This is a genomic window from Mammaliicoccus sp. K-M42 (assembly GCF_022386375.1).
GTDB lineage: Bacteria > Bacillota > Bacilli > Staphylococcales > Staphylococcaceae > Mammaliicoccus > Mammaliicoccus fleurettii.
Map to the genome: position 1 here is coordinate 13,714 of NZ_JAJNIS010000006.1, position 25,698 is coordinate 39,411.

Here is a 25,698-nt window from a genome sequence, read left to right on the forward strand (position 1 = left end):
CTACTTTACAATAAATTTCAACTAATAACCATAAATTAATCCAAAAAATGTGTAAAAAGTGCATACAAAAGACACAATTTACACATGTGCATTATTTATTTAATTCTTCATTTAACTTATATTTTATCCCTGTTTTAATTTGTTTTATAAACTGAGCGTGTTTTTTTAAATTTAATTCAGTTTCTTGAATTGTGAGTTTCTTAAAAATCATTTTAGAGTTATGTTTTTTTTGCGCTAATTTATCAATATGATAAGAAGCAATTGTACCTATTTGAGGATAACTTGATAATGATTGATGATCGTTTAACATTACAACAGGTTGATTTTCTTGATTTAATAAAACAGTACCTTTTTTTACACTTAAGAATGGTTGATCCACAATTTTACGATTGATAACAGACTTACCTTCTAATGTTAATCCTGTTCTATTAAAACGATTTGTTACTTTATAAACTTGATTTTCAAGATGCTTTATTTCTGCTTCATTAAAGTGCGTCATGCCTTCTCCAGAAACTACATGGAATATATCTGTAAAATAATTTAAGGCTAACGTATATTGATCAACACCCCAATCAGCAGTCTTAGTTTCTTCTAAGTTCTCGAATAGTTTCTTTTGTAATGATGTATAATTTCTACACATTTCTATCTCATCACCTACTTGCAGTATACGACCGTTGTGGCCACCCATTTGCAAGCGTATACTCGTTGACTTAGAACCTAACCATTCTTCTGCTACAATGCCACCAGCAATCGCTAAGTATGCTCTTGTGCCTTTTGCGGCTTCACCAAAACTTAGTACCTCACCTTTATTCATTAAATGAATCTTATATGGTGTTATTTTTTCATTATCTTTATATGCGGGGAAATTAGCGCCAGTAAAAGCAATTAAAGTTGGTTCAGTAAATTGAATGGCTGGTAACTTAAATGTCATTTCAATTAATGCTTCATCTTCATTATTTCCAACTAGCATATTAGCTAATCTATGATTAAATTGATCGATAGAACCATTTTTAACAATCCCTATATGTTGATACTTTTGTCTACCTAAGTCTTGTATTGAAGTGTATAATCCAGACTCTCTAATAATTACTGACATGGGTTATACCCTCCATCCTTGCTTTCTAATTGTTCAACTACATTTAAAATGACATCATCACCAAAATTAAGTTTACATTCACTACTCTGTCTATCAAAGATCTCAACGTTCGTCCAACCAATAACTGGCCAGTCTCCGCTCGTATCAGTAGTAGTGATAAATAACTTATCTCGTTCTATACATAATGAGCCTTTAGGAATAAATTGTTTGTAATTGCAGTTGTCCGAAAATAAACGGTGACTTAACCCAGACAAATAAGGGCATCCTGGTGTGTGACCTATCATGGAAACAAAATAAGTTCTCGATTCGAGTACTTGTAATTGTTCGTCTGTTGATAAATCTGTTAAATGGTCAAAATCAATACCATACTTACCACCAATTACGACATCTATTGCAATAGATTTTTTTATGATTTCTCTATTATTTAAATCCTTTTTCTTCTGATAAATAATACGTTCAACAAATTCTGTCATATATTTATATGGCTCATTGATTTGATGATTCATCATCATACTATATGGATGGTAAACAACCATTAAACTATTTTCACTTGGAATGACCTCATCTATAAAAGGCATTTCTTGATTCAATATTTCTAATCTAAATTCATTTATTTCATGCGTTAACTGTCTTGAAGGTTCACGATCACTCATTACTGTGAGTGCAGAATCCCCCTTAGGATATATGCGCATTTAAAGACACCTCATTCTATTTTGCTATATAAAGCATCATTGTTTACGATAAAATACATCTGTTAAATCAATAAAAACATGCGTTAACTGATTAACAAATAAGCCTACAAAAACAATTGCTACGGCAAATCCAATATATAAATACGCAAAACTTTGCTTATTTTTTTCTTGTCTTAATTGACTCAAGACTACACGTTTTAAGTAAAATGCTATTAAGATCACTATTACTAAATATAATAATGCTAAGAACATATCTTTTCACCCGTCCTTATATGATGTTTACTATTTTACTATTTGTATCTTTAGATTACCATCAAAATTTAAAATCTATTTTAGTCCATTCTCTCAAACTATTAATCATAAATACTTCGTAATTACCATTTTTTATATGTTCTAACATTGTATTCTTATCAATAGTTTGTTCTTTAATGTATCCTTCTTCTAGCAGTTCTTGTCTCATACAACCATTTAAAATTTGTTCTTTATATAAGGGTGTTATGTAAGTTTCTCCATCTTTAATAACAACATTGCCTATATCAAATTCGGTTATTTCATTCTCTTCATTATAATATAATATGACATCAGTATCCTGTTCATGAATAAAATGATTACGTTCAGTTGTTTTATTTCTAATATACTTAGAAGCGATTGGCTTAGCTTGTTTTAATTTTGCTGTTAGTGGTTTCATAGATTCAACTAACTCTTTAGTTTCCATATTAAATACACCATCTGAAGTCAGTTCTATTCTTAATTTATACGTTCCATCTCTTTGACTTTGTTCGGCATTATCAAGTAATTCGTTCCATTTTTCAAGTTCAAATGGTATTTCTAAATCTTTAGCACTTTTTAAAATTCTTTCTCTATGCTTATAACGTCTTTGTATAATTCCCTGTTCTATTCTCATCGTTTCTATCAAATTCACTTTAGGTATCTTAAGAATTCTAGTTTTCATTTTAAATTCCTCGATTTCCGCTTCAGCAACTGAATCAATTGTTATACCTGAACCAACTCCATAAATAGCTCTATGCTCATTATTATGTATCGTTCTAATAGGCACATTAAAAATCATTTTCCCATCTGGTAATAATACACCAATCGCGCCACAATAAATACCTCTAGGCTTTTTCTCTAAACTTTTAATAATTTGCATAGTGGATTCTTTAGGTGCTCCCGTTATTGATCCACATGGGAATAGCGCTTGAAGAATATTAAACAAAGTAAGTTCATGTTTTATTTGGCTACGTATTGTGCTCGTCATTTGATAAACCGTTTTATATTTTTCGATTTTAAACAAATCTATCGTTTCTACTGTTCCAACTTTTGAAATTTTACTTAAATCATTTCTTAATAAATCAACTATCATTACATTTTCTGCTCTATCTTTTTTAGAATGCTTTAATGTATTGAGATTTTCTTGATCTTCAGTTTCATTATTACCTCTAGAAATCGTACCTTTCATTGGTTTAGTTAACAATGAATTTGCTAAATGCTGATGCGGCCCAAGTTGAAAGAAGAGTTCTGGAGAAATAGAAATAATCGTTTCATTATCGTGTTCAATATATGCTTGGTAATCACCATTAGATTCTTCAGTTAATGATTTAAAATAAGAATACCCATCTTGAATTGAATTAGAAGTTAATTGCGTCGTATAGTTCACTTGATATGTATTACCTAATCTTATTTCATCTTGTATAGCATGTATATTATGAGCTAACTCGTCATTAGTGTTCATTGCATGCCATTCAATATTGTTATTGGATTGATTATGACTAACTAATTCACTAAATTGTTGAACAGGTTTGTCATACACTTGAATTGAGCCATAATTATCCCCAGTTCCGTACACCTCTAGAGATGGATCAAACGCTATAGCACTTTCATATGGCAAAGTTATCACAACGTAGAATCCTTTACGTTGATAATAACTCGCTTTATCAACTAATGATTGCACTTCATCTATACTATTAGCAGTAAGTGTATCAATTGGATTTTGAAATTTTAAGTCTAATTTTTCTTCATTTTGCAAGTCACTAATATATTTAAACTGAATATGTGTTTTCAATTTGAATACCTGCTTTCCTTAAGAAGTTCGCTAATTGTTCTAAACCAAATTCACTTAATATTGATTCAGGGTGATATTGAACAGCTTCAATTGGTAAAGACTGATGTCGAATTGCCATTGGTATTCCGCTCTTTGTACGCGCCGTGACAATAAATTCTTGCGGAATCTGTTGATTATCAGCTATTAAAGAATGATATCTAGTAACTTGAAATGATTGAGGTAAGTCTTTAAACAACCCCATTCCATCATGTGTTATTTGAGCAGTATGCCCATGAACTGGTCGTTCACCTTTTATCACTTTGCCTCCAAATGTAGAAATTAACAATTGAAAACCTAGACATACGCCAAGTATCGGTACATCTTTATAAATATTGTAGATACAAGACTTTAACTGTGTATAATCATCAGGATGCCCAGGTCCAGGCGAAATAATAATCACGTCCGGATTAATAGCCTTAACTATTTCTGCAGTTACCTCTTCAGACTTCAAAACTTTTATTTCAATATTTTTAGTAATTATTTTTATATATTCAATAATGTTATATGTAAATGAATCGTGGTTATCTATCATCATAATCATAAGTTTACACGCTCTTCTTTCCTTAATTTCAAATTAATCATACCATATCATAAACTTGCTTTTACAAAATGATTATATTATCATTTGTATATTCAATAAACTAAGAGGTTACTAGCTTACACCCTCTATAAAAAACTAGACTCCTACGTCTACCTTTTTATAGAAGGCAGGCTTTTTTTATGCCTTTATAAAGGAGAAACATTATGTCAGAAACATTAAAAAATGCAAAAGCACTTGTCGTATTTAGTGGAGGACAAGATAGTACAACATGCTTATTTTATGCAAAAGAACATTTTAAAGAAGTAGAATTAGTTACGTTCCAATATGGGCAAAGACATGATTTAGAAATTAAGGTTGCTGAGGACATTGCTAAAGAACAAGGATTAAAACACCACGTACTTGATATGTCTTTACTTTCACAACTTTCTCCAAACGCATTAACAGATCATAATATGAAAATAGAAAATGATGAAAATGGAATTCCAAATACATTTGTACCTGCTAGAAACTTACTGTTCTTATCATTTGCTGGTGCGTTAGCCTATCAAATAGGTGCTAAACACATTATTACAGGTGTTTGCGAAACAGATTTTAGTGGCTATCCTGATTGTAGAGATAGTTTCATCAAATCTATGAATTTATCACTTAACTTATCAATGGATAAAGACTTCGTTATACATACACCACTTATGTGGTTAAATAAAAAAGAAACATGGGCATTAAGTGACCAATTAGGCGCACTAGACTATGTTAGAGAAAAAACATTAACATGTTATAACGGTGTTATGAGTGATGGTTGCGGTGAATGTCCTGCTTGTAAATTAAGAAACCAAGGTCTAGACCAATACCTACAAACGAAAGGAAGTTTATAATGCTACAACAAATTTATCCAAGTGTTCAACATCCTTATGCCTTTGAACTCAATAAAGATTTCAACTTTTCTAGTGCTCATTACATTCCTTATGAAGAAGCTGGAAAATGTGAAAACATCCACGGTCATACTTACTTTGTAAACTTAACAATCGCAGGTAACGAGCTAGATAAGATGGGATTTTTAGTAAACTTCAGCGAACTTAAGACATTAATCCATAAAAGATATGACCATAGACTATTAAATGACTTTGAAGAATTTAAAGATAACAGTCCTTCTACCGAACAAGTTGCACAAACAATATACAATATCGTACAAGAATCTTTAGACAAAAGAGTAAACAAACCTAAATGTGTGCAAGTCTTTGTCAGAGAAACACCAACAAGTTATGTCGTTTATCGTCCTTTAAAAAACGGTGACAATAATGCCTAAAATACCTGTATTAGAAATTTTCGGTCCTACCATTCAAGGTGAAGGATCAGTCATCGGACGAAAAACGATGTTTGTTAGAACAAGTGGCTGTGATTATAGATGTAGCTGGTGTGATTCTAGTTTCACTTGGGATGGTTCAGCTAAAGATGATATTCGACTACTTGAACCAGAAGATATTATATCTGAATTAGACGCACTTGCTCCAAACAAATATCAACACGTAACTATATCAGGTGGTAATCCAGCACTAATAAAAAATATAGGTCCATTAGTAGAAACTCTTAACGACAGAGGTATTAAGACTGCACTCGAAACACAAGGATCAAAATTCCAAGCTTGGATGACACTAATCGATGACTTAACAATTAGTCCAAAGCCACCTAGTTCTGGAATGAAACCAAATTTACCAATTCTTGATGAAGTTATAACACAATGCGTTCAAGACAGTCTTTCACTTAAAGTTGTCATTTTCGATGAAGACGATTATCAATTCGCAAAAGACATACACAACCGTTACCCTTCAATACCATTTTATCTACAAGTTGGTAACCCATATTTAGACGACAGCGTTTCAAATCATACAGAAAAACTATTAGAAAAATACGAACAATTAATAGATAAAGTCATGAACGATACATTAAATGACATTTACGTCTTACCACAACTGCACACTTTATTATGGAGTAATAAAAAAGGCGTTTAATATTTCTCAGGAAATAATTTTTAATGATGTGAGTGGGCTAGAATTAAGATTCTTGAAAAAATGAGATGAGTTGTAGATTAAGTCAGGAGTTAATCGAAGAGTTTGGCCAAGTTGTAGATTAAGTCAGGAGTTAATCGAAGAAATCGACCAAGTTGTAGATTAAGTAGGCAGTTAATCGAAGAAATCGACCAAGTTGTAGATTAAGTCAGGAGTTAATCTAAGAGATCGGCCAAGTTGTAGATTAAGTCAGGAGTTAATCTAAGAGTTCAGCCAAGTTGTAGATTAAGTCAGGAGTTAATCTAAGAGTTCAGCCAAGTTGTAGATAAAGTCACAAGTTAATCTATGACATTCTCAAAATCAACACTATAAAACGAAAGCCTGGGACAACTATTTTGTCTCAGGCTTTCATTATATTGAGATTAGACTTCTGTCCAACCCTCTTTTATGCTATTTTCTTTTTATTCTGCGACATTTTATATAGTCCAAAAATAGCGATACCTATTAACATGAATATCCACCATGGAATATAAACTTTCATCATATCTTTAAATATAATGTTTGGTGTTAATATTAATAAAGCTGGAATTACGCCAACTAATAAACCTGCATAAACTGTTTCTTTCAGTGTCTTATATTTAGATTTATCAAATATATATCTTTGAATAATATTGAATAGAATTTTCACTATAAAGAATCCACCTATTGGAACTAGTATTAATAGCGAAATCATGGATATTATCGGTGACTTATAGTCTGCAAAAATACCAGCTATACCTGAGACAATAAAATAAATACTATAGAAGTAAGCAACACCCATCATTACCATCTTCATAATTGCTTTGTTAGATTCATTAGGCAGCTCTTCTAAAATTTCATCAGCATGTCCTTTAACGTCATGTCCAAAAAATGTTATAGCTGATGTACCGTGAGAAGTAGCTTCTAATAAATGATCTAATACATCCATCAAAATAACTTCTGTCTCATGTTCACTAACTCTTAAGTCTGTTCTTACATATAATAAGAAGTCTTCATATACTTCTAAATCTCCTTCATTTAATTGCTTTCTTTTAGTATTATTTTCATCAATCAATTGTTTAGTTGTTCTTGTCATCGTCAGTACTCCCTTTTAACAATTTAGTAATTGGGTCTTTTATTTTTAGCCATTCGTTACTAACTATTTCTAACTCTTCTCTTCCTTTATCAGTTATATAGTAGTATTTTCTCTTTGGTCCTTGTTCACTATATTTAAATTCACTATAAATAAATTCTTTGTTCAACAACCTCAGTAAAATCGGATAAATCGTTCCTTCGCTTACTTCTGTAAATTGATGTTCATTTAGTTTACGAGATAATTCATAACCATATACTGGTTGAGATTGAATAATAGACAAGATACAAGCATCTAACAAACCTTTTCTCATTTGTGTCTTTATAGACGACATAGTAATAACCTCTTCCAATTTTTACTACTACTTTGTATTACAAGATAGCTTACTTCAATACTAGTAAATTACACTTATAATGTCAAATACTCTTGCAAAATCTTTACATAAATATATATTTAGTGATTAAATGTTAAGGAATTGTTATAATTCGTAGATGAGACTAGTTTAAGGTAGGAGACAGATATGGCATTTCTCGTTTCAATTAATATCATTCTGTGTATCGTCCTAATGTCATATAACTTTATAGTAATGAATAAGAAAAAGCGTATAAATCATTTCGCTATTTCAATAACAATTGCTTTGAATGGTTTAGTTTCCTTTATAATCATCAAAGAAATTAACTTCATCACGATAGCTGTAACAATTATGTTACTTATATGGGCATTCTTGCATACATGGATTCAAATTAAATATGCTCCAAACTATATTGAAAATCAATTTTTTGTACTTTATATCATTACTATTGTATTTAGTGTGTCTTTAAATGTCGTTTATTTAGACAGTAAACTTTCAATATATCAATCTGTGCCATATTTTGGTGTCAGTTTATTTATATTTGGGCAAATCATTGCTTACCTTTCATTGTTTACTCAAGCAATCGAAGCAGATGGTAAAAGACTTTCAAAAATCTACCAAAAAGGTATATACAGATACTTTATACATCCTCGATTAGTAGGAGAAATCTTATCAATTGTAGCAATAATATGTATGATTGTACTTACTCCACACTGGTTTATATTAATACCAGTATTCCTGTTTTATATTTTGTTTATTTTATGGCAAAAGTTATTTAAAACATCTTATTATGTTTCAAATGCAAAATAACTGGGTACTTAATTATAGAAATAGAAATATAATAAGGAGGTACACTCAATGGGCTTTATATTAATGTTAATCGTAGGCGGACTTATAGGTTGGCTAGCAGGTGTTATTTTAGGTAAAGATATTCCAGGCGGTATTATCGGTAACATTATTGCCGGGTTAATAGGTTCAGTAATTGGTGGTTCTTTACTAGGCGATTTAGGTCCAGTATGGGGTGGAGTAGCAATTATACCAGCACTTATCGGTTCAATTATATTGATACTCGTACTATCATTTATCTTAAAATTGATTAGAAAATAATATTTATAATTTTAAATAAAAGAAAACACAAAAGAGCAATCATCCATACAGATGATTGCTCTTTTGTGTTCGTTAACCGGTTCAATATAGTCATTAATGTAAATAAATCGATCCAATGATTAACACGAATATAGAGTTTGCTATTTCTATCAACCCTACATGCATTATTTTTATTTTCTTTCCATATAAAACTATTGCACGAATTAAGCTAGGTAAATACATTATCATTATTAAAGGGTTTACTAGTAATCCTATAACTACGATACATAAATGATAAATCCATGAACTCCATTTATATTTAATTGATTTTTTCTCTCTTATCATTGTTTTTACATATAAGATTGTTCCAAAGAAATACATAAAGCTCAATATAAATACAGGTAACCAAGCATTAATATTAGATAATGCTGTATTTAGTAATACACTTATTACGCCAAACAAACAAAAGATAATGACAGCTATTAAATCATTTGTAAATGCTCTCTCGTTTTTCTTTTTAGCGAAAAATGCATTGATTAACGATAATGGAATCATTAATAAAAATATCCAAAATGTTTCAAATTTATAAAGTACTATAGGTATAAATGATATAAGTACTATTATTCCAAATAAACTCGCTGTATAGATGTAGCCAATTTCTTTTTTTCTTTTCTTTAAATAGAAAAACACTTGATCACTCATGAAATAAGCTGCTAATACGCCCAAATATAAAAATATATGTAAAAATGTAAAGCCGCTTACTGCTATACCGAATGCGATGGGCAATATAATCATTGACCAAACGCCATGTTGATTTGGTTTCTTAAATTTAAACAAAAAAAACACCTCCACACATTTATTCTACTAAAAGATATATATGAAATACATCTTAATTCAAACAAATATGTGAAAGTTTTTTATATTATTTCATATCTCCAATTTTAACTTCATCAGGATCTCTAAATTGTCTTTCGTTTGTATGAAAACTATCAATTTCAGCTAAATCTTCTTCAGTTAATTCAAAGTTAAATACATCAAAGTTTTCTATAATTCTTTGGTCATTTTGTGATTTTGGAATAACGATTCTGCCTTGTTGTAAGTGCCATTTAATGATGACTTGTGCTGCAGTTTTATTATATTTGTCTGCTATTTCTTTCAATACTGGGTTATTGAGCCATTCTCCTCCTCTCATTAACGGACTCCACGCTGTAATTTTAATACCTTTACTTTCGCAATATGCTTGTAAATCCTTTTGATTAAATATTGGATGGAATTCTACTTGATTTACTGCAGGTACGATTTCTGTTTCGGCTAATAATTTTTCTAAGTGATGCTCTTTAAAATTACATACACCTATAGCTTTAATTTTGCCTTCTTTATACAATTGCTCCATCGCTTTGTATGTTTCAATGAACAATTCATCTTCTGGACACGGCCAATGAATTAAATACATATCTATATATGTTAGTTGTAACGATTCTAAAGAGTCATTAAAAGCTTTAATTGTTTCTTCATATCCTTGAAAATCATTCCATAATTTAGTCGTTATAAAAAGTTCTTCACGGTCTATATTAATTTCATTTAATGCTTGACCTAATGCTTTTTCGTTTTTATAGAACCAAGCAGTATCGATTGCTCTATAACCTGCTTCAATTGCCGTATTCAATACTCTCTCAACATCTGCTTCATCTATTTTATAAATACCTAATCCTAATTCTGGAATATTTACATCATTATTTAATTTGACCATTTTAATAACCCCTTTATTTAGATATCATTCGCTCTCTTTTTGGTTTATAGGAAAGTGACTGCGTTAGTTCTTCAAATTCTTCTTTTGTTAAATCTCTCCATTCACCATATTTAATTCCTTCAAGTTTAATATTCATAATTCGTATTCTTTTTAATTTTTTAACTTCATATCCTAAAGCCTCACACATACGTCTAATTTGACGATTTAATCCTTGTGTTAAAATAATTTTAAATGTTCTATCATTTAGTTGCTCTATTTTGGCTGGAAGCGTCTTCTGCTCTAATATTTCTACCCCTTCAGACATTTGTTTAACGAAATCTTTAGTGATTGGTTTATCTACTGAAACGACATATTCTTTTTCATGATTGTTCTCAGCACGTAATATTTCATTTACGATATCTCCATCACTCGTAAGCAACAGCAGCCCTTCAGAATCTTTATCAAGTCTACCAATATGAAAAATTCTTTCTTGATGATTCACATAGTCAACAACGTTACCTTTAATATGTCGTTCTGTAGTGGATGTAATACCACGAGGTTTATTTAATGCGATATAAACATAGCCTTTATCAATCGTTATGATTTCATTATCGACCTTAACAATATCGAATTCTTCTACTTTTGATCCTAAGGTTGCCAACTCATCATTGATCTTTACACGATTAGCACTTATCCATTTATCTGCACCACGCCTTGAACAAACGCCTGCTTCACTTAAATATTTATTAATTCTCATACACATGTGTTCCTCTCTCAAACAATCTACTATGATTTCTATTTTACATGATGCGCATCGTTAAGACAAAAAAGACACGTTTGTATTTAATTAAAATAAGCAGTAGAAGTCCAATTATTATGGATTTCTACTGCTTGATAATTAAACTATTTTTTAATCTTCATCTTCTTCATCGTCATCAAAAATACTTCTACGTTCTTTCATGAATTCTTTGTGTAATGCTACCGTTTTAATTTGGTGATTCTCAACATCAATTACAACCCATTTGTCATATTCAGTGTCTACGTAATCATCTTTTTCAATTTCTGGTTTATGTGCTTGTAACCATCCACCGATAGTATCTATATCATCTGAATCTTCAAATTCAATTCCGAACTTTTCTTCAAGTTCTGATAAAGTTACACGACCATTAATTTGGTAAGTATCTTCGCCAGTCTTAATGATGTCATTTACCTCATCATCATCAAATTCGTCTCGTATTTCCCCAACAATTTCTTCTAGAATATCTTCCATAGTAATGACACCAGCAGTGCCACCGTACTCATCGATTACTAATGCCATATGGACATGATCTTTCTGCATTTTCACTAATGCATCACTGATTCTCGTAACTTCGTGAATAAGTGGTAAATCATGTATATAGCTATTAATTTTAATTGAGTTACCAGAAGCATATTCTGTTAAAAATTCTTTAACGTTAATAAAGCCTTTAATATGGTCTTTATCGCCATCTTCAGAAATTGGATAACGTGTATAATGATGTTCGTTTATAATTTCTAATAATTCTTCGATATTAAATGGTTCAGTTAAAGTAACCATTTGCGTTCTAGGTACCATGATATCTTTGGCTAATCTTTCATCGAATGAGAAAATATTTTGCATATAAGCTAATTCTGTATGGTTAATTTCACCACTTTGATAGCTTTGAGTCATGATAAGCTTTAGTTCTTCTTCTGACATTGCCTGTTCTTCGTTAGTAGGTTGAATACCTATTGCTCTTACTAAAATACGTGCTGTTCCATTCATAGACCAAATTAAAGGTTTCATAACAACACCAAAGTAATATAGCGGTCTACCAAAAACTAGTGTTAATCTTTCTGCTTGTTGTATAGCAACCGTTTTAGGCGCTAATTCACCAACTACAACATGAATAAATGTAACAATTAAAAAACTGATTACGATGGAAAAAGTTGTTGTTAATGCATCTGGTAAACTAAAGAAATCTAGTACTGGATGAATAAGTACTTCAAATGTTGGTTCACCAATCCAACCTAATCCAAGTGATGTAACTGTAATACCAAGTTGACATGCAGATAAATAATAATCTAGTTCTTTTACCATCTTGTGAACAATTTTAGCTGTTTTACTACCTTCAGATATCAACTGTTCAATTCTAGTCATACGTACTTTAACAAGTGCGAATTCAGATCCTACAAATACCATTGTAAATGCAATTAATATAAAGAATACAATAAAGTTCATTATGGTCGAAATTTCCAATTAGTTCCCTATTTCTAGGGATTCACCTCCAAATATTTTGCGGTGACACTATGGCCACCTTTTTATTACGTTTTTCTATAGGTTTTATAATAAAATATGAATTTAAAACTAAATCCTTCCCATTGAGTGTCACCTCCCCCGATATTAGCATATTATTTCCAGTATATCACAATTTAATCTCAATTTAAATAATCTATAAAAGAATAGGCTTTGCTAAATGCTTCATAATAAATTCAGAACTTACTTGGTTAAAAGCTTCAGGCTGATCAATATTACATACATGACCAGCTTCTTCTATTATTTCTAAAGTAAAATTTTCATTCTCTTTAACTAGTTTCTCAACTGGTGGCATAAATAAATAATCTTCCTCACCCATTATAAATAAAGTTGGAATGTCTCTCGTAGCAACTTGTAAATGGGCTAAATATGGATTCACTAGTTTTGTCAGCTTAACCCATTTAATAAAATGCTTTTGGGAAACTTTTTTAGCTTCGTTCACAAACCTTAATCTTGATTCTTCATGTGCTTTTTTCGGCATAATAATGTATGCAAAAAGTTTATAAAGTAACATGTAAGGTACAAAATTCATTATTGTACGTCCTACAGCAAGTAAAAACTTTGTTCTTAAATTCACATTTATAATGGCTCCGCCTAACACTAAAGTTGAAATTCTTTCTGGATAAGATTCAGCCATTGCTTGACCAACTATTGTACCTAGACTCATACCAATAATATGAGTTTTATCAATTTTTAAATAATCTAATACATCTACAACTTCTTTCGCCAGATGTTTAAAAGAATCATTTTTCTTCCATTCTTTATTTGCAGATTTTCCATGGCCTCTCAAATCAACTAATAAAATATTAAAATGCTTTCTATAATATCTCATCTGCTTAAACCAAATCGAAGAACTACCACCTGCTCCATGTAATAATGTAACCCACTCTGATTCATTTGATTTTATTATCGTCTTGTAATATAACATTTTTCGCTCTTTCCTTATATTTACCATATTCTACTTAAATGAGAATATTTTAAATTAATCATATAAAATATTCCCTGAGAATTCAATTTTAAACACGTGATTTTAGTATCATACTTTTGACTGAGACGAATGTATTTGCATGTTTACAATACAAAATTATTTATAGACCACCTATATTCACACAAGTTGGGAGAAGTGTAAGCATGGGTATCTATATTCACACTAGTCAAAAGAAGTGTAAGCATAGGTATTTATATTCACACTAGTCGAAAGAAGTGTAAGCATGGGCATCTATGTTCACACTAGTCAAAAGAAGTGTAATCATGGGTACCTATATTCACACAAGTCAGAAGAAGTGTAAGCATGGGTATCTATGTTCACACTAGTCAGAAGAAGTGTAAGCATAGGTATCTATATTCACACAAGTTGGAAGAAGTGTGAAAGGTTCTTATAAAAAAAAGAGCAGAATTTCATTTTTACAATGAATTTCTGCTCTTTTTTGATTTTATTATTCTACTTCTTCAACCATTTCTAATTGTTCTTGAGTTAATTTTGGTTTAAGTAATCCGTACATTATGGCAGCTACTAATGCTCCAATTACTACTGCTAATAATGTTTGTAGTACGTGTCCAAAGTCAGTTGCAAATATTACAAATATTCCTCCGTGTGGTGCTTGAATACTTGAACCTAATCCTAAAGCAATTGCACCACCGATTCCTGAACCTACCATCATTGATGGTATTACACGTAATGGATCTGCTGCTGCGAATGGAATGGCACCTTCAGTTATAAAGGATAATCCCATTACATAGTTTGGAATGATTGAACCTTTTTGTGCTTTTGTAAATTTTCTTCTGAAGATAAGCATAGCTGTTGCGATAGCGATTGGTGGAATCATACCACCAACCATAGCTGCTGTTATCGCAGCTGCATTACCTTCTGTTAAGGCTGCTGTAGCAAATACATAAGCTGCTTTGTTAAATGGTCCACCCATATCAATTGCCATCATGGCACCTAATACTAAGCCAAGTAACACTATATTTGAGCCTGATAAATTGTTTAATCCATCTAATAATAAATTATTCAACCAAGATGTTGGTGGATTTATAACATACACCATTAATAGTCCAGTTAATGAAACTGATAAGATTGGATAAATTAAAGTTGGTTTTAAACCTTCAAACATTTGAGGTAGATTTTTAAATGCATATTTAACACCTTCAGTTAAATAACCTGCAAGGAAACCTGCAATAATACCACCTAAGAATCCTGAACCACCGGCTACTGCTAACATACCACCGACAAGACCAGATGCGAATCCTGGTTTATCAGCAATACTTCGAGCGATAAAACCAGCTAATATAGGTACAATTAATTGGAATGCACTTTCACTACCAATAGCCCATAAATTTGCAGCGAATTCATTGTATTGATCACTCTTAGGATCAAATGAATTCTCTCCAAATAAAAATACAATTGCCATTAATATACCACCAGAAATTACAAGTGGTAACATATTAGAAACACCATTCATTAAGTGTTTATAAATTGTTTTAGATACACTTTGCTTTTCATTGCTTGTAGAACTACTTTGTTTTCCACCTTTTGCAACAAATGGTTTACGTGAAGTATCTTGTGCCATATTTATAAGTTCTTCTGGTCGTTTAATACCATCAGCTACTGGAACTTGCACAACATTCTTACCATCGAAACGAGCTGTTTCAACATGTACATCTGCAGCTACAATAATACCTGAAGCTTTTTCAATTTCTTCGTCTGTTAAATGATTCTTAATACCACCTGAACCATTTGTTTCTACTTTAATAGGAACGCCCATTTTTTTAGCTTGATTTTTCAAAGAATCTGCAGCCATATAAGTATGTGCAATTCCTGTAGGACATGCAGTTACAGCTAGCACTAATCCTTCTTCTTGAGAAGCTGTTCCATTAGATGCAACAGCTGGTTCTTCTGATTGTTCGTCCGTTGCTTCGTCATCATGCTTGTTAATAATGTTTAATACTTCTTCTTCATTTTTCGCTTGTAATAATTCTGCTCTTACATCTTCGTCCATTAAAATTCCAGAAAGTTTTGCTAATGCATCTAAATGCGTTTGAGCACCACCTGCAGGAGCTGCAATCATAAAGAATAAGTGTGCTGGTTGCATATCTAAAGATTGATAATCAACACCATCAATCGATTTACCGAATGCAATAGCTGCTGATTGAACAGCATCTGTTTTTGCATGAGGAATTGCTATACCTTCACCAATACCAGTCGTACTTTGTGATTCTCTACTATGAATTGCTTCTTTAAAAGTAGCTTCGTCACTTAATTTACCTGCTTTATTTAACTGTGTAACAAGTTCATCTATTACTTGATCTTTACTAGTAGCTGATAAATCCATTGCTATCGTTTCTTTAGTCAATAGTTCAGTAATTCTCATTTTAATGACCTCCTTATTTTAAATATGTTTAATAACCACTTCTGAAGTTATTTTTTCTATATCTTGATATTCTGCTAAATCAGCATTGAAAGCTGTTGCCGTTCCACAACTTACTGCTAATTTAAAAGCTGATTCTATATCTTTACCTGTCTCTAATCCAGCTACCATACCTGCCACAGTGCTATCTCCAGACCCGACAGTATTGACCACTTGTCCATTTGGAACAATTGCTTTTAATTTTGTATTATTATCTACATAAATAGCACCTTCTCCACCAAGTGATACAATCACAGCTTGTGCACCTTCTTTTAATAATGACTGAGCACATTCTATAACTTCTTGGTCCGTATCTATTTGCTTATCAAATATTTCTTCTAATTCTGTCTTGTTAGGTTTCACAAATTTAGGTTTATAAGCAAGAATAGATTTCATTAAATCTTTTTCAGCGTCTACTATTAAATTTGCCCCGGTTTCTTTAAGTACCTCTGCAACTTCTTGGTAAACGGGTTTTTCAAGTGTACTCGGAACACTTCCAGCAATAATCACAGTATCTTCTGAATTTGTTCTTCTCATTTTAGTTAAAAACTGTTCATAATGTTCTGGTTCAATATTTGGTCCAGGTCCATTAATTTCTGTTTCCAGTCCAGATTTTAGCTTCACATTTATTCTAGTGTCATCTTGTACTTCTACGAAATCTGTTAGTATGTCTGATTTAGCGAGTGCATCTTTGATGAATTCTCCAGGGAACCCTCCAACAAATCCTGTAGCTGTGTTATTGACGTTTAACGTTTTAAGAACTCGAGATACATTAATCCCTTTACCACCAGCAAATTTATTTGTCTCATGCGCTCTGTTCAATTCACCAACTTCAAATTGATTAGTAAACATCACATAATCAATTGATGGATTAAACGTAACTGTGTATATCATCATAATCCTCCATTAATATTATATTTTTCTTTAAATTGATCGAAATTACTTATAGTTTGAATTGCTTTTTCAGAAGTCAGTAGTTCTATTGATTTTTCATAAGTTACTACTGCAAACGAGACTTCATTAAATTTAGAATGATCAAGTAGAACATACACTTGTGATGCTAAGTGGATAGCCTTTTCTTTCATTTCAGATTCATTCGGATCTGGTGTTGATAATCCGTAGTTTAAATCAATTCCATTCATACCGATAAATGCTTTATCAAAACGATATCTTTCAAGTGATTTAACTGCATTTACGCCTATATTGGCAAATGTAGTTGATTTTACTTCTCCACCAGTCATATAAACTGGAATGCCTTTTTCTAATAATGGTCTCACATGTGTCAAACCATTTGTAACTACTATAATGTCTTGTTGTGTAATAAATGGAATCATTTCTAAAGTAGTTGTTCCAGCATCTAAGTAAATAGTATCTCCATCAGCAATAAGACTTGCTGCTAAACGAGCAATTTCTTGTTTTTCATCTTGAAATCGCAATTCCTTGTCGGTCATATTTCTTTCTTCATGACGCTTCGCAATTTGAGTAGCACCACCATGAACTCTTTTAAGTAAACCTCTTTGTTCAAGTTGCGATAAGTCTCTCCTAATCGTAGAAGTACTTGAATGCGTTAAATTAATAAGTTCTTGCAGTGTAACCGTTTCCCGTTGATTAATCTCATCTATAATTAATTGGTGTCTTTCAGTCGTTAACATACAATCTCCCCTGTTCAATTTTAAATAATAAAACGTTTTCATTAAAATGTCAATCACATTCAATCATAAACATTCAAAATCAATCAAAAATTTCTTTCAAATTTATAAGTTCAAATATTTTATACAGAAAAAGATTACTGTTATACTTCTTTAGTATATTTTTAGGAGGAAAAACATGAATAATTTAAAAGAAAAACTATTTAAACTTATCGAAAATAAAGAAAGTGAAATGATTGAAATTAGAAGACATTTGCACCAGCATCCAGAATTATCATTTGAAGAAGTGCAAACTGCTGACTATATTAAATCATTTTATAAAGACAAAGACGTTAAAGTGACTCAACCTTTAGATGATGAATATGCAATCATCGTTGAAATAAATGGCGGACGCGAAGGACAAACAATTGGATTAAGAGCAGATTTCGATGCTTTACCAATCGAAGAAGAAACAGACGTTCCATTTAAATCAGAAAATGAAGGCGTTATGCACGCTTGTGGACATGATGTACATACAGCATATTTAATGGGACTTGCAGATGTATTAATTGAAAGTAAAGAAGAATTACCAGGCACAGTTAAAATAATTCACCAACACGCTGAGGAAAAACCTCCTGGTGGCGCTAAGGCAATAGTAGAATCAGGTGTACTAGATGATTTAGATGAAGTTTATGGTATTCATATTGTGCCAGTAGCTGGACCAGAATTTATTGGATATAATAAAGGACCATCTTTCTCAGGAAGTTCTACATTCAAATTGACTATCAATGGTTTAGGCGGTCATGCTGCCAGCCCACATAAAACACATGATGCTTTAATAGCAGGAACAAATTTTGTAAACGCTATTCAAACAATCGTATCAAGACGTATCGATCCTTTAGATATGGGTGTTGTTACAATCGGAGCATTTGAAGCACCTGGAGGCTATAACGTTATTCAAGATAGTGTCACAATTAAAGGTACAGCAAGATATTTAAATCCAGAACTAGAAGAAACAATGTATCAAGAAATTAAAAAAATTGCAGACAGCATAGCAGTAGGATTTGATATCGAATATGACCTAGATTATCAATATGGTTATCCAGTACTTTACAACCATATAGAACAAACAGAAAAAGTAGCTGAAATTTTATCAGAAAGCAAAGGAGATTACTTCCAACAATTAGTTGAAATCCCTCAAGTAACAGGATCAGAAGACTTTGCTTATTATTTACAAAAAATCCCTGGATCATTTTATATCGTAGGAAGCAAACCAGAAGGCGTAACCGAGCCATATATGAATCATCACCCTAAATTTGATGTGAATGAAGATTGCATGCTCGTAGCTGCCAAATCACTAGCTGAAATTACGTTAAATAGATTAGAAAATAAATAGCAGTAGATTTGTTGCTGAGGTCAGGAATTAATTACACTTCTTCTGAGTTGTGTGAACAAAGCTAATGAACAACATAATAAAAACTATTAAAAACAGGCTGAGACTTTAAAAAGTCCCAGCCTGTTTCGTTATATTGTGAGTAGCTAATCGATTTGCAGTTCTTAGGTTGCGCTTAGTGGCAGAATTCTGAATTGTGCTCCTTAGATACTACCTCTTACGGACATTTCTCGAAATTTTGTCCCTTACACTACCTCTAACCTCTATATAAAAAACTATAATATATCTTCTCCACGTGAAGCGACGTATATATCAAACCATTCTTGGTCAGTTAGTTGTAACTTAGTTGCTTTAACCGCTTCATCTACTCTATCTATTTTGCTTGATCCTACAATAGGCATTACGTTTGATGGTAATTTTAATAACCAACTATATACTACTGTACTAACACTCACATTATATTTGGAAGCTAATGGTTGTATAACCTCTAATATGCGTCTAGATTTTTCGTCGTTAGCATCAAATATTTTACCACCTGCTAATGGGCTCCACGCCATCACTTTAACGTCATGTTGAAGCATTCTATTTAATGTACAATCTTCTATATTTTCTAGTTGATATGGTGATACTTCTACTTGATTGACTGAGATATGTGACATTTCTTTTTTCAGACTTTCATTTAACAACTCATATTGATTACATTTAAAATTAGAAACGCCAAATGCTTTAATTTTACCTTGATCTACTAGATGCATTACTGCTCTTGTCATTTCATCTGGGTCCATTAATGGTGATGGACGATGTATAAGTAATGTATCTATATAGTCTGTTTTTAGATTTAATAGAGATTGATCAACCGATTCAATAATATGTTCATAACTTTGATCATATCGATGTCCTGTGTTTTTAGGTTTATTTTCATTCGGCAAAATAATGCCACATTTAGTAACAATTTCAAGTTTCTCTCTTAAATTCGGTGTTAGGGCTAGTGCATCACCAAATAAAGATTCACACGTATAGTTACCATAAATATCTGCATGGTCCATCGTCGTGATACCTCTATCTACAATTTCATGTAAAAAATCATTCAACTGCTGATTACTATATCCCCATTCATTTAATCTCCAAAATCCATGTACAATTCTTGAATAACTAACATGTTTATTTATACGAATACGTTCCATCCCATCATCTCCTATGAAAAATTCAACATATCTAATTTATTACGTAAATGCGCTTTATCTAGCTCTTCTCCTATTATGACAATAATTAAAGGCATATTCATTATTTCTGGTTCGTATTGAGGAACCCCAAATGCATATTGAAATAAATAGGTTTGTTCTGGTTCTTCATCAAATTTAAGAAATCCCTTTATTCTAAGTATAGAATCAGGTAACTGTCTCAAAAACTGAATTAATAATTGCATATCTATTGGTCCACTAAATGTATAGTTCATTGACTGAATACCGTGATGATGACTATGTTTACCTTCAATAGATAACACTTCATTCACAGGTATTTCAATTCCATCTATATTCGAGTAATTCGTAAAGTGAAGTTTAGGTGGATGCTTAAAAGATAGCAAAGATTGTTCTAGTTCTTCTCTTTCATTTGCTGATAACGCATCAGATTTATTTATAACGACAATATGCGAATACAACATTTGTTCTTCCATTAAATGTTTCGTTTGTTTAGTATATCGTGTTCGTTCTAAGTATCTTTTACCATCCATCACGCCGATAATTGAGGGCATTTCAACTTTATCAATTAAAGTTGGATTTTGACATGCATCTACCACCTCAACAGGATGCGCAATTCCAGTAGCTTCAATTAATACTAAATCAGGATTCTCTTTATGATATAAATTATGTAAGACTACTTCAATATCATCTTTTAATGAACAACATATACAGCCATTTAATAAGCTTTGAGTAGAAACATCATCACCTAACAATTTACTATCGACATCAAAAGAACCAAATTCATTCATAATAATTGCGACTTTTTGTCCAGAATCTTTCGCTTTTAAAATCAACCTTTGAAGTAAAGTTGTTTTACCACTTCCTAAAAATCCCGTCAAAATTGTAACAGCCATTTTGTTTTTATTTTCATTTCTTTGACTCATGTTCAAACCACCTTTCTGTAATTATATGATATAACCTAATAAACTACAAAGACTTCAAATTTATACGTTGTTCCACCTTATAATTAGTACATTTAATCCACATATTTTTAAACATATTTACAAACTAAATTTATTCATTATATAATGAATAGGAAGCTTATAAAAATATGAACCATTGTATTTGTAGTTTGGGGGAAAGATTATGGGGGATAATTTAAATATCCATAACCAATTGTGTTTTAATTTGTATAATGCACAGCGACAAGTCAATCGTTATTATTCAAACAAAATTTTCAAAGAGTACAACATTACTTATCCACAGTATTTAGTACTAACCGTTTTATGGGAAACCGAACCAGTCAATGTCAAAAAGCTAGTAACCGACTTAGCCTTAGATACAGGAACAGTATCCCCTCTATTAAAAAGAATGGAAAATTTAGACCTCATTAAACGTGAACGTTCTGAATTAGATCAAAGAGAAGTATTTGTTCATTTAACAGAGAAAAGCAAACAAATGAAACAACATTTACACCAAGCATCTCAACTTATTCAAGATGTATCTGAATTAAATGATGAAGAAACAAAGCAACTCAATAGCTTATTACAAAAATTGATAAATAATGTAGATAAAATTAATCATGAGAAATAGAAAACCCAGGACATAATGTCTTGGGTTTTCTCATTTCACACTAACTGCTCATTATAATGGATTACATCATACAAATATCCTCGGTCTTCTATCAATGTTTCATAATCACCTTGCTCTAGAATCTCTCCTTCATTCATGACAATAATATGATCGAAGTTTTGTAAATATTTTAAGTTATGCGTAACAATGATAATTGTATCTTCTTTATTTAATAATACATTCATAATGTTCTCTTCATTCTGTTCATCTAATGATGCTGTTGGTTCATCAAGCATCCAGATTTGTGCACTTCTTAATAGTAATCTTGCCATTGATAACCGTTGTCTTTCTCCTCCAGAGATATTTTCTGCATTTTGTGTTAAATGTTGGTCTAAATCTAAATAGCTTAAGTTTACTGTTGATAATGCTTGTTTCATTTCTTTATCTTCAGCTTCATTTAATAAATTCTCTCTCACTGTGCCTTCAAAATAATGATTATGTTGCAACATTGTATTGATTTCGTCTACATATTCTTCTTTATTTATTCGTGATAATAATGCTCCGTTATAAGATAATGTACCTTGATTCGCACTATATAATCCCATTAATAAATTGAGCAATGTTGTTTTACCTGAACCTGATGGACCAATGATTGCAACATGTTGTCCTTTTTGGATATTAAAGTCTATATTTTTTAAAGTTGGTCTTTCTTGAAAATCATATTTAAAAGTTAAATTTTCGGCATTGAATAAAGCTTTATTTACTACTGAACTTTCATCTGTTTCATCAAATGATTGATTAATGACTTCTTCGATACTTTGAAGACTTCTTTCTGTATCTGCTTTATAAAATGCAACGTTCGTCATAGGAATTGCTTGTTCAAATAATGTTATTGTAATCATTAATATACTTGCAAAGAATACAGCATTTAATACGCCATCTTGAATTTGCCATATGCATAAGATGGTCATACACCATATACTTACCATTGAAGATAAGTTCAACATAAAATCATACGTACTTAAAAATTTCTGTTCTTTATATTTTTTCGCTTCATATTGATTTTGTTTATTTAATACTTTTTCTTTAAAAGGTAAAAATTGCTGAAATCTTTTTAATTCTGAACGACCATTTTCGAAATCAAAATATTCTGCTACATAGTCCTCTTCACTTTGTTGAACTTGCACCGCGAGAATATTTGCTCTTTTTGCTGATAAATATGGAATTAAAATAACTGAAATAAACATTGATATACCAATGATGATACCGGCATAAATGTTGAAATTAATCATAACTAAAATCGTGATTACAGTCGTTAAAATAATGACAATTGGTGGATAATACACTCTTAGTAATATATTTTGTAATCGCTCGACATTATTAACCATTTGAGTAAGCAAGTCACTTGAACGATATCTTCTAAACACGTTTGGAACGATTGGTATTAAATGATTAAATAATTCCACCCGTATATCTCTTAACATTGTAAAAGTAGATCTATGTGAATATAATCTTTCGAAATACCTAGTTATCGCTCTAACAAAACCAAATAATTTAATCGTTACGATTAAAATCATTAAAGCATATAGTGGTGTTCCAAGTGCACTTTTAGAAATCATATAACCACTTAACGCAAACATACCTAAGGCGGTCAACATACCAAAGACACCTATTATAATAGATAGATAGAAATCTTTATCAAATTTTATAGATAATCTTTTCATTGTATGACACCACCTTTTCTAGGCAAATCTATTTCATGAACCTCTCCATTAAGTACTTCGATATAGTGAGTGGCATATTTCAGAACTGCTTTTCTATGTGCTATTGTTATAACTGTTTTTTCATGTGCAAATTGATTAACTGAATCAACAATAAGCTGCTCTGTTTTTATATCTAGCCCTGTAGTAGGTTCATCAAAAATAACAACGTCTGGATTAAGCAATAGCAATCTTGCAAGTTCTATTCTTCTCATTTCTCCACCAGATAACAATTCGTATCCATCACCTATCATTGTATTGATACCTTTAGATAATTGAGACACTTTTTCCGTAAGACCCACTTCATCTAATACATTTAATACATGATGCTCATCATATTTTAGGAACATCGTGACATTTTCTAGTAAAGAAGCGCTAAAAATGTAAGGTCTTTGGGACAGATAACCAATTTTTAAAGGTTTCTTATAACTGATGTCACCTTTTTTGGGACTCAATTCATTTAATAACAATTTAATCAATGTCGATTTACCTGCACCACTCGGACCTATAATTGCAGTATGACTATTTTCTTTTATATTTAAGTTAATATTTTCAAAAGAAAAATCGTCACGCTTAGGGTAAGAAAAAGATACATTGTTAAATTGAATAATATCTTGATTGTCCATATTTGGATTAATTTGAATAGATGATTGTTTCGTTTGTTCTTCGTTATTCATTTCTTCTATCATTTCTATATAGCCTTCACTTTGTTTACCAGTGTGAAATGCCTGTCCTAAATCTTTAATAGCATTATAAAATTCAGGTGCTAATAATAATGTCGTAATTGCTACAACAAATGATACATCATGGAATACGATGAGTCTCAAACCTACCTCTAATGCAACAATACCTATACCTAGCATTGAAATAAATTCCAACATTAATCCAGATAAAAAAGCACTCTTTAAAATTTCCATCGTTAAATCTCTAAATGAGGTACTGGATTTGTGAATTTTTTCAGTCGTTTGATTTGTTCTATTAAATAGTTTTAATGAAACGAGTCCTTTCGTTAAATCTATGAACTCACTTGCAAAACGGTCTAAAGATTGCATTTGATCTTTCGCTTTATCACGCGTTCTTAAACCAAACACAATATAAAACAATGGAATGAACGGTGCAGTAATCATCATAATTACAGCGGCCGGCCAATGTATGAAAAATAAAGTGATAATAATAACAATTGGGATAATGGTTGATTTAAAGACTTGAGGCAAATAGGATTCATAAAATGGATGTATACCTTCAACTACTTCTGTTAATATTGTGACTTTTGATCGTTTTGTATCTTTATCCATCAATTTATTTCTTACATCTTTTTTAACTTTAAAAGAAAGTTTCTGACCGGATAATTGATTCAAATAGTTAAAGCCTGCTCTTAATAACAGCACAACTAATAATATCGCTAGCCATAAGTAAAGTTGCTCATCCTTTGATTTAACAACGAGCATTTGATTTATAATTTTTCCTAAATATATATTTTGAAATATGACAGTTAAACTAAGTAATAATGATGCTAAAAACATAAAAATTTGCAAGCGTTTATACTGCATACTGTACTTTGTTAATTCTTTCACAATCTCACCACCTTTTTCTATTATAACGTCTTTAATTAAAAAATAAACTAAAATGTATTATTAATTATTCACATATTATTATGTAATATTTGGTACAATAATGATACAGTGATTGTCTACTAATAACCACAGACTTTCAGAAAATTTGAGGAGCTAAA

26 protein-coding genes are annotated in these 25,698 nt (G+C 31.2%); 7 read left to right on the top strand and 19 right to left on the bottom strand.

Annotated features, from left to right (window positions below):
• Positions 1 to 91: 91 nt before the first annotated feature.
• From LQ668_RS05245 to LQ668_RS05265, 5 genes are all read right to left on the bottom strand, one after another.
• Positions 92 to 1,096: a 5-oxoprolinase subunit C family protein gene (locus LQ668_RS05245; RefSeq protein WP_107508996.1), complete on the bottom strand. Its 1,005-nt coding sequence runs from the start codon at positions 1,094 to 1,096 to the stop codon at positions 92 to 94.
• Positions 1,087 to 1,788 (bottom strand): carboxyltransferase domain-containing protein, encoded by a 702-nt coding sequence (locus LQ668_RS05250; RefSeq protein WP_107508997.1) that lies wholly within the window; start codon positions 1,786 to 1,788, stop codon positions 1,087 to 1,089. Before LQ668_RS05250 ends, LQ668_RS05245 begins: the two co-directional genes overlap by 10 nt.
• 36 nt (positions 1,789 to 1,824) lie before the next feature.
• Positions 1,825 to 2,040 carry a hypothetical protein gene (locus tag LQ668_RS05255; RefSeq protein ID WP_078357351.1) on the bottom strand — a complete coding sequence of 72 codons (216 nt, stop codon included), beginning with the start codon at positions 2,038 to 2,040 and terminating at the stop codon, positions 1,825 to 1,827.
• A 61-nt stretch (positions 2,041 to 2,101) separates the two neighbouring features.
• On the bottom strand, positions 2,102 to 3,850 hold the full coding sequence (gene pabB / locus LQ668_RS05260; RefSeq protein ID WP_218702882.1) for an aminodeoxychorismate synthase component I: 1,749 nt from the start codon (positions 3,848 to 3,850) through the stop codon (positions 2,102 to 2,104).
• Positions 3,828 to 4,430: an anthranilate synthase component II gene (locus LQ668_RS05265; protein WP_107508999.1), complete on the bottom strand. Its 603-nt coding sequence runs from the start codon at positions 4,428 to 4,430 to the stop codon at positions 3,828 to 3,830. Before LQ668_RS05265 ends, pabB begins: the two co-directional genes overlap by 23 nt.
• 203 nt (positions 4,431 to 4,633) lie before the next feature.
• Here LQ668_RS05265 and queC point away from each other — a divergent pair, with 203 nt between their 5' ends.
• Genes queC through queE form a run of 3 tightly spaced genes read left to right on the top strand, consistent with a single transcriptional unit; the run spans position 4,634 to position 6,436 of the window.
• Positions 4,634 to 5,302, top strand: coding sequence for a 7-cyano-7-deazaguanine synthase QueC (gene queC, locus LQ668_RS05270; protein WP_078357348.1), 669 nt, complete (start codon positions 4,634 to 4,636; stop codon positions 5,300 to 5,302).
• Entirely contained in the window at positions 5,302 to 5,733 is a 432-nt protein-coding gene (queD, locus tag LQ668_RS05275; protein WP_078357347.1) for a 6-carboxytetrahydropterin synthase QueD, read from the top strand. The genes queC and queD overlap by 1 nt, the downstream gene beginning before the upstream one ends.
• Positions 5,726 to 6,436 carry a 7-carboxy-7-deazaguanine synthase QueE gene (gene queE / locus LQ668_RS05280; RefSeq protein WP_078357346.1) on the top strand — a complete coding sequence of 237 codons (711 nt, stop codon included), beginning with the start codon at positions 5,726 to 5,728 and terminating at the stop codon, positions 6,434 to 6,436. The genes queD and queE overlap by 8 nt, the downstream gene beginning before the upstream one ends.
• A gap of 442 nt (positions 6,437 to 6,878) precedes the next feature.
• Here queE and LQ668_RS05285 read toward each other — a convergent pair whose 3' ends face one another.
• Both LQ668_RS05285 and LQ668_RS05290 read right to left on the bottom strand, forming a co-directional pair.
• Positions 6,879 to 7,547, bottom strand: coding sequence for a DUF1129 family protein (locus tag LQ668_RS05285; protein ID WP_239775922.1), 669 nt, complete (start codon positions 7,545 to 7,547; stop codon positions 6,879 to 6,881).
• A complete protein-coding gene (locus tag LQ668_RS05290) occupies positions 7,531 to 7,878 on the bottom strand; it encodes a PadR family transcriptional regulator (RefSeq protein WP_107509553.1) in 348 nt (115 codons plus the stop codon). Before LQ668_RS05290 ends, LQ668_RS05285 begins: the two co-directional genes overlap by 17 nt.
• 186 nt (positions 7,879 to 8,064) lie before the next feature.
• Here LQ668_RS05290 and LQ668_RS05295 point away from each other — a divergent pair, with 186 nt between their 5' ends.
• Both LQ668_RS05295 and LQ668_RS05300 read left to right on the top strand, forming a co-directional pair.
• On the top strand, positions 8,065 to 8,706 hold the full coding sequence (locus LQ668_RS05295) for a hypothetical protein (protein WP_115337725.1): 642 nt from the start codon (positions 8,065 to 8,067) through the stop codon (positions 8,704 to 8,706).
• 48 nt (positions 8,707 to 8,754) lie between these two features.
• The gene (locus tag LQ668_RS05300) at positions 8,755 to 9,003 is read left to right on the top strand and encodes a GlsB/YeaQ/YmgE family stress response membrane protein (protein WP_078357342.1); all 249 of its coding nucleotides are present in this window, start codon (positions 8,755 to 8,757) and stop codon (positions 9,001 to 9,003) included.
• Between the two features lie 93 nt (positions 9,004 to 9,096).
• Here LQ668_RS05300 and LQ668_RS05305 read toward each other — a convergent pair whose 3' ends face one another.
• The 8 genes from LQ668_RS05305 to LQ668_RS05340 form a co-directional block, all read right to left on the bottom strand.
• Entirely contained in the window at positions 9,097 to 9,819 is a 723-nt protein-coding gene (locus tag LQ668_RS05305; protein ID WP_107509555.1) for a YwiC-like family protein, read from the bottom strand.
• 85 nt (positions 9,820 to 9,904) lie between these two features.
• On the bottom strand, positions 9,905 to 10,732 hold the full coding sequence (locus tag LQ668_RS05310) for an aldo/keto reductase (protein ID WP_107509556.1): 828 nt from the start codon (positions 10,730 to 10,732) through the stop codon (positions 9,905 to 9,907).
• A 13-nt stretch (positions 10,733 to 10,745) separates the two neighbouring features.
• Complete coding sequence (locus tag LQ668_RS05315; RefSeq protein ID WP_078357339.1) at positions 10,746 to 11,468, bottom strand: pseudouridine synthase; 723 nt, start codon at positions 11,466 to 11,468, stop codon at positions 10,746 to 10,748.
• A 153-nt stretch (positions 11,469 to 11,621) separates the two neighbouring features.
• Positions 11,622 to 12,968 carry a hemolysin family protein gene (locus LQ668_RS05320; RefSeq protein ID WP_078357338.1) on the bottom strand — a complete coding sequence of 449 codons (1,347 nt, stop codon included), beginning with the start codon at positions 12,966 to 12,968 and terminating at the stop codon, positions 11,622 to 11,624.
• A gap of 193 nt (positions 12,969 to 13,161) precedes the next feature.
• Positions 13,162 to 13,953: an alpha/beta fold hydrolase gene (locus LQ668_RS05325; RefSeq protein WP_107509557.1), complete on the bottom strand. Its 792-nt coding sequence runs from the start codon at positions 13,951 to 13,953 to the stop codon at positions 13,162 to 13,164.
• 508 nt (positions 13,954 to 14,461) lie between these two features.
• Positions 14,462 to 16,396, bottom strand: a complete 1,935-nt coding sequence (locus LQ668_RS05330) for a PTS fructose transporter subunit IIABC (RefSeq protein WP_107509558.1) — start codon at positions 16,394 to 16,396, stop codon at positions 14,462 to 14,464.
• An 18-nt stretch (positions 16,397 to 16,414) separates the two neighbouring features.
• Positions 16,415 to 17,326: a 1-phosphofructokinase gene (gene pfkB, locus LQ668_RS05335; RefSeq protein ID WP_107509559.1), complete on the bottom strand. Its 912-nt coding sequence runs from the start codon at positions 17,324 to 17,326 to the stop codon at positions 16,415 to 16,417.
• Entirely contained in the window at positions 17,326 to 18,084 is a 759-nt protein-coding gene (locus tag LQ668_RS05340; protein WP_107509560.1) for a DeoR/GlpR family DNA-binding transcription regulator, read from the bottom strand. Before LQ668_RS05340 ends, pfkB begins: the two co-directional genes overlap by 1 nt.
• A 175-nt stretch (positions 18,085 to 18,259) precedes the next feature.
• Here LQ668_RS05340 and LQ668_RS05345 point away from each other — a divergent pair, with 175 nt between their 5' ends.
• A complete protein-coding gene (locus tag LQ668_RS05345) occupies positions 18,260 to 19,456 on the top strand; it encodes a M20 metallopeptidase family protein (RefSeq protein WP_107509561.1) in 1,197 nt (398 codons plus the stop codon).
• Positions 19,457 to 19,728: 272 nt separating this feature from the next.
• Here LQ668_RS05345 and LQ668_RS05350 read toward each other — a convergent pair whose 3' ends face one another.
• Positions 19,729 to 20,637, bottom strand: a complete 909-nt coding sequence (locus tag LQ668_RS05350) for an aldo/keto reductase (RefSeq protein WP_078357332.1) — start codon at positions 20,635 to 20,637, stop codon at positions 19,729 to 19,731.
• 11 nt (positions 20,638 to 20,648) lie between these two features.
• A complete protein-coding gene (locus LQ668_RS05355) occupies positions 20,649 to 21,578 on the bottom strand; it encodes a CobW family GTP-binding protein (RefSeq protein ID WP_239775923.1) in 930 nt (309 codons plus the stop codon).
• 202 nt (positions 21,579 to 21,780) lie between these two features.
• On the opposite strand from LQ668_RS05355, the gene LQ668_RS05360 reads away from it, so the two are divergent.
• Positions 21,781 to 22,227: a MarR family winged helix-turn-helix transcriptional regulator gene (locus LQ668_RS05360; protein WP_107509562.1), complete on the top strand. Its 447-nt coding sequence runs from the start codon at positions 21,781 to 21,783 to the stop codon at positions 22,225 to 22,227.
• Positions 22,228 to 22,262: 35 nt separating this feature from the next.
• Here the strand turns inward: LQ668_RS05360 and cydC are convergent, their stop codons facing one another.
• Both cydC and LQ668_RS05370 read right to left on the bottom strand, forming a co-directional pair.
• The gene (gene cydC / locus LQ668_RS05365) at positions 22,263 to 23,930 is read right to left on the bottom strand and encodes a thiol reductant ABC exporter subunit CydC (protein ID WP_107509563.1); all 1,668 of its coding nucleotides are present in this window, start codon (positions 23,928 to 23,930) and stop codon (positions 22,263 to 22,265) included.
• Positions 23,927 to 25,540: an ABC transporter ATP-binding protein/permease gene (locus LQ668_RS05370; RefSeq protein ID WP_107509564.1), complete on the bottom strand. Its 1,614-nt coding sequence runs from the start codon at positions 25,538 to 25,540 to the stop codon at positions 23,927 to 23,929. Before LQ668_RS05370 ends, cydC begins: the two co-directional genes overlap by 4 nt.
• Positions 25,541 to 25,698 lie beyond the last annotated feature (158 nt).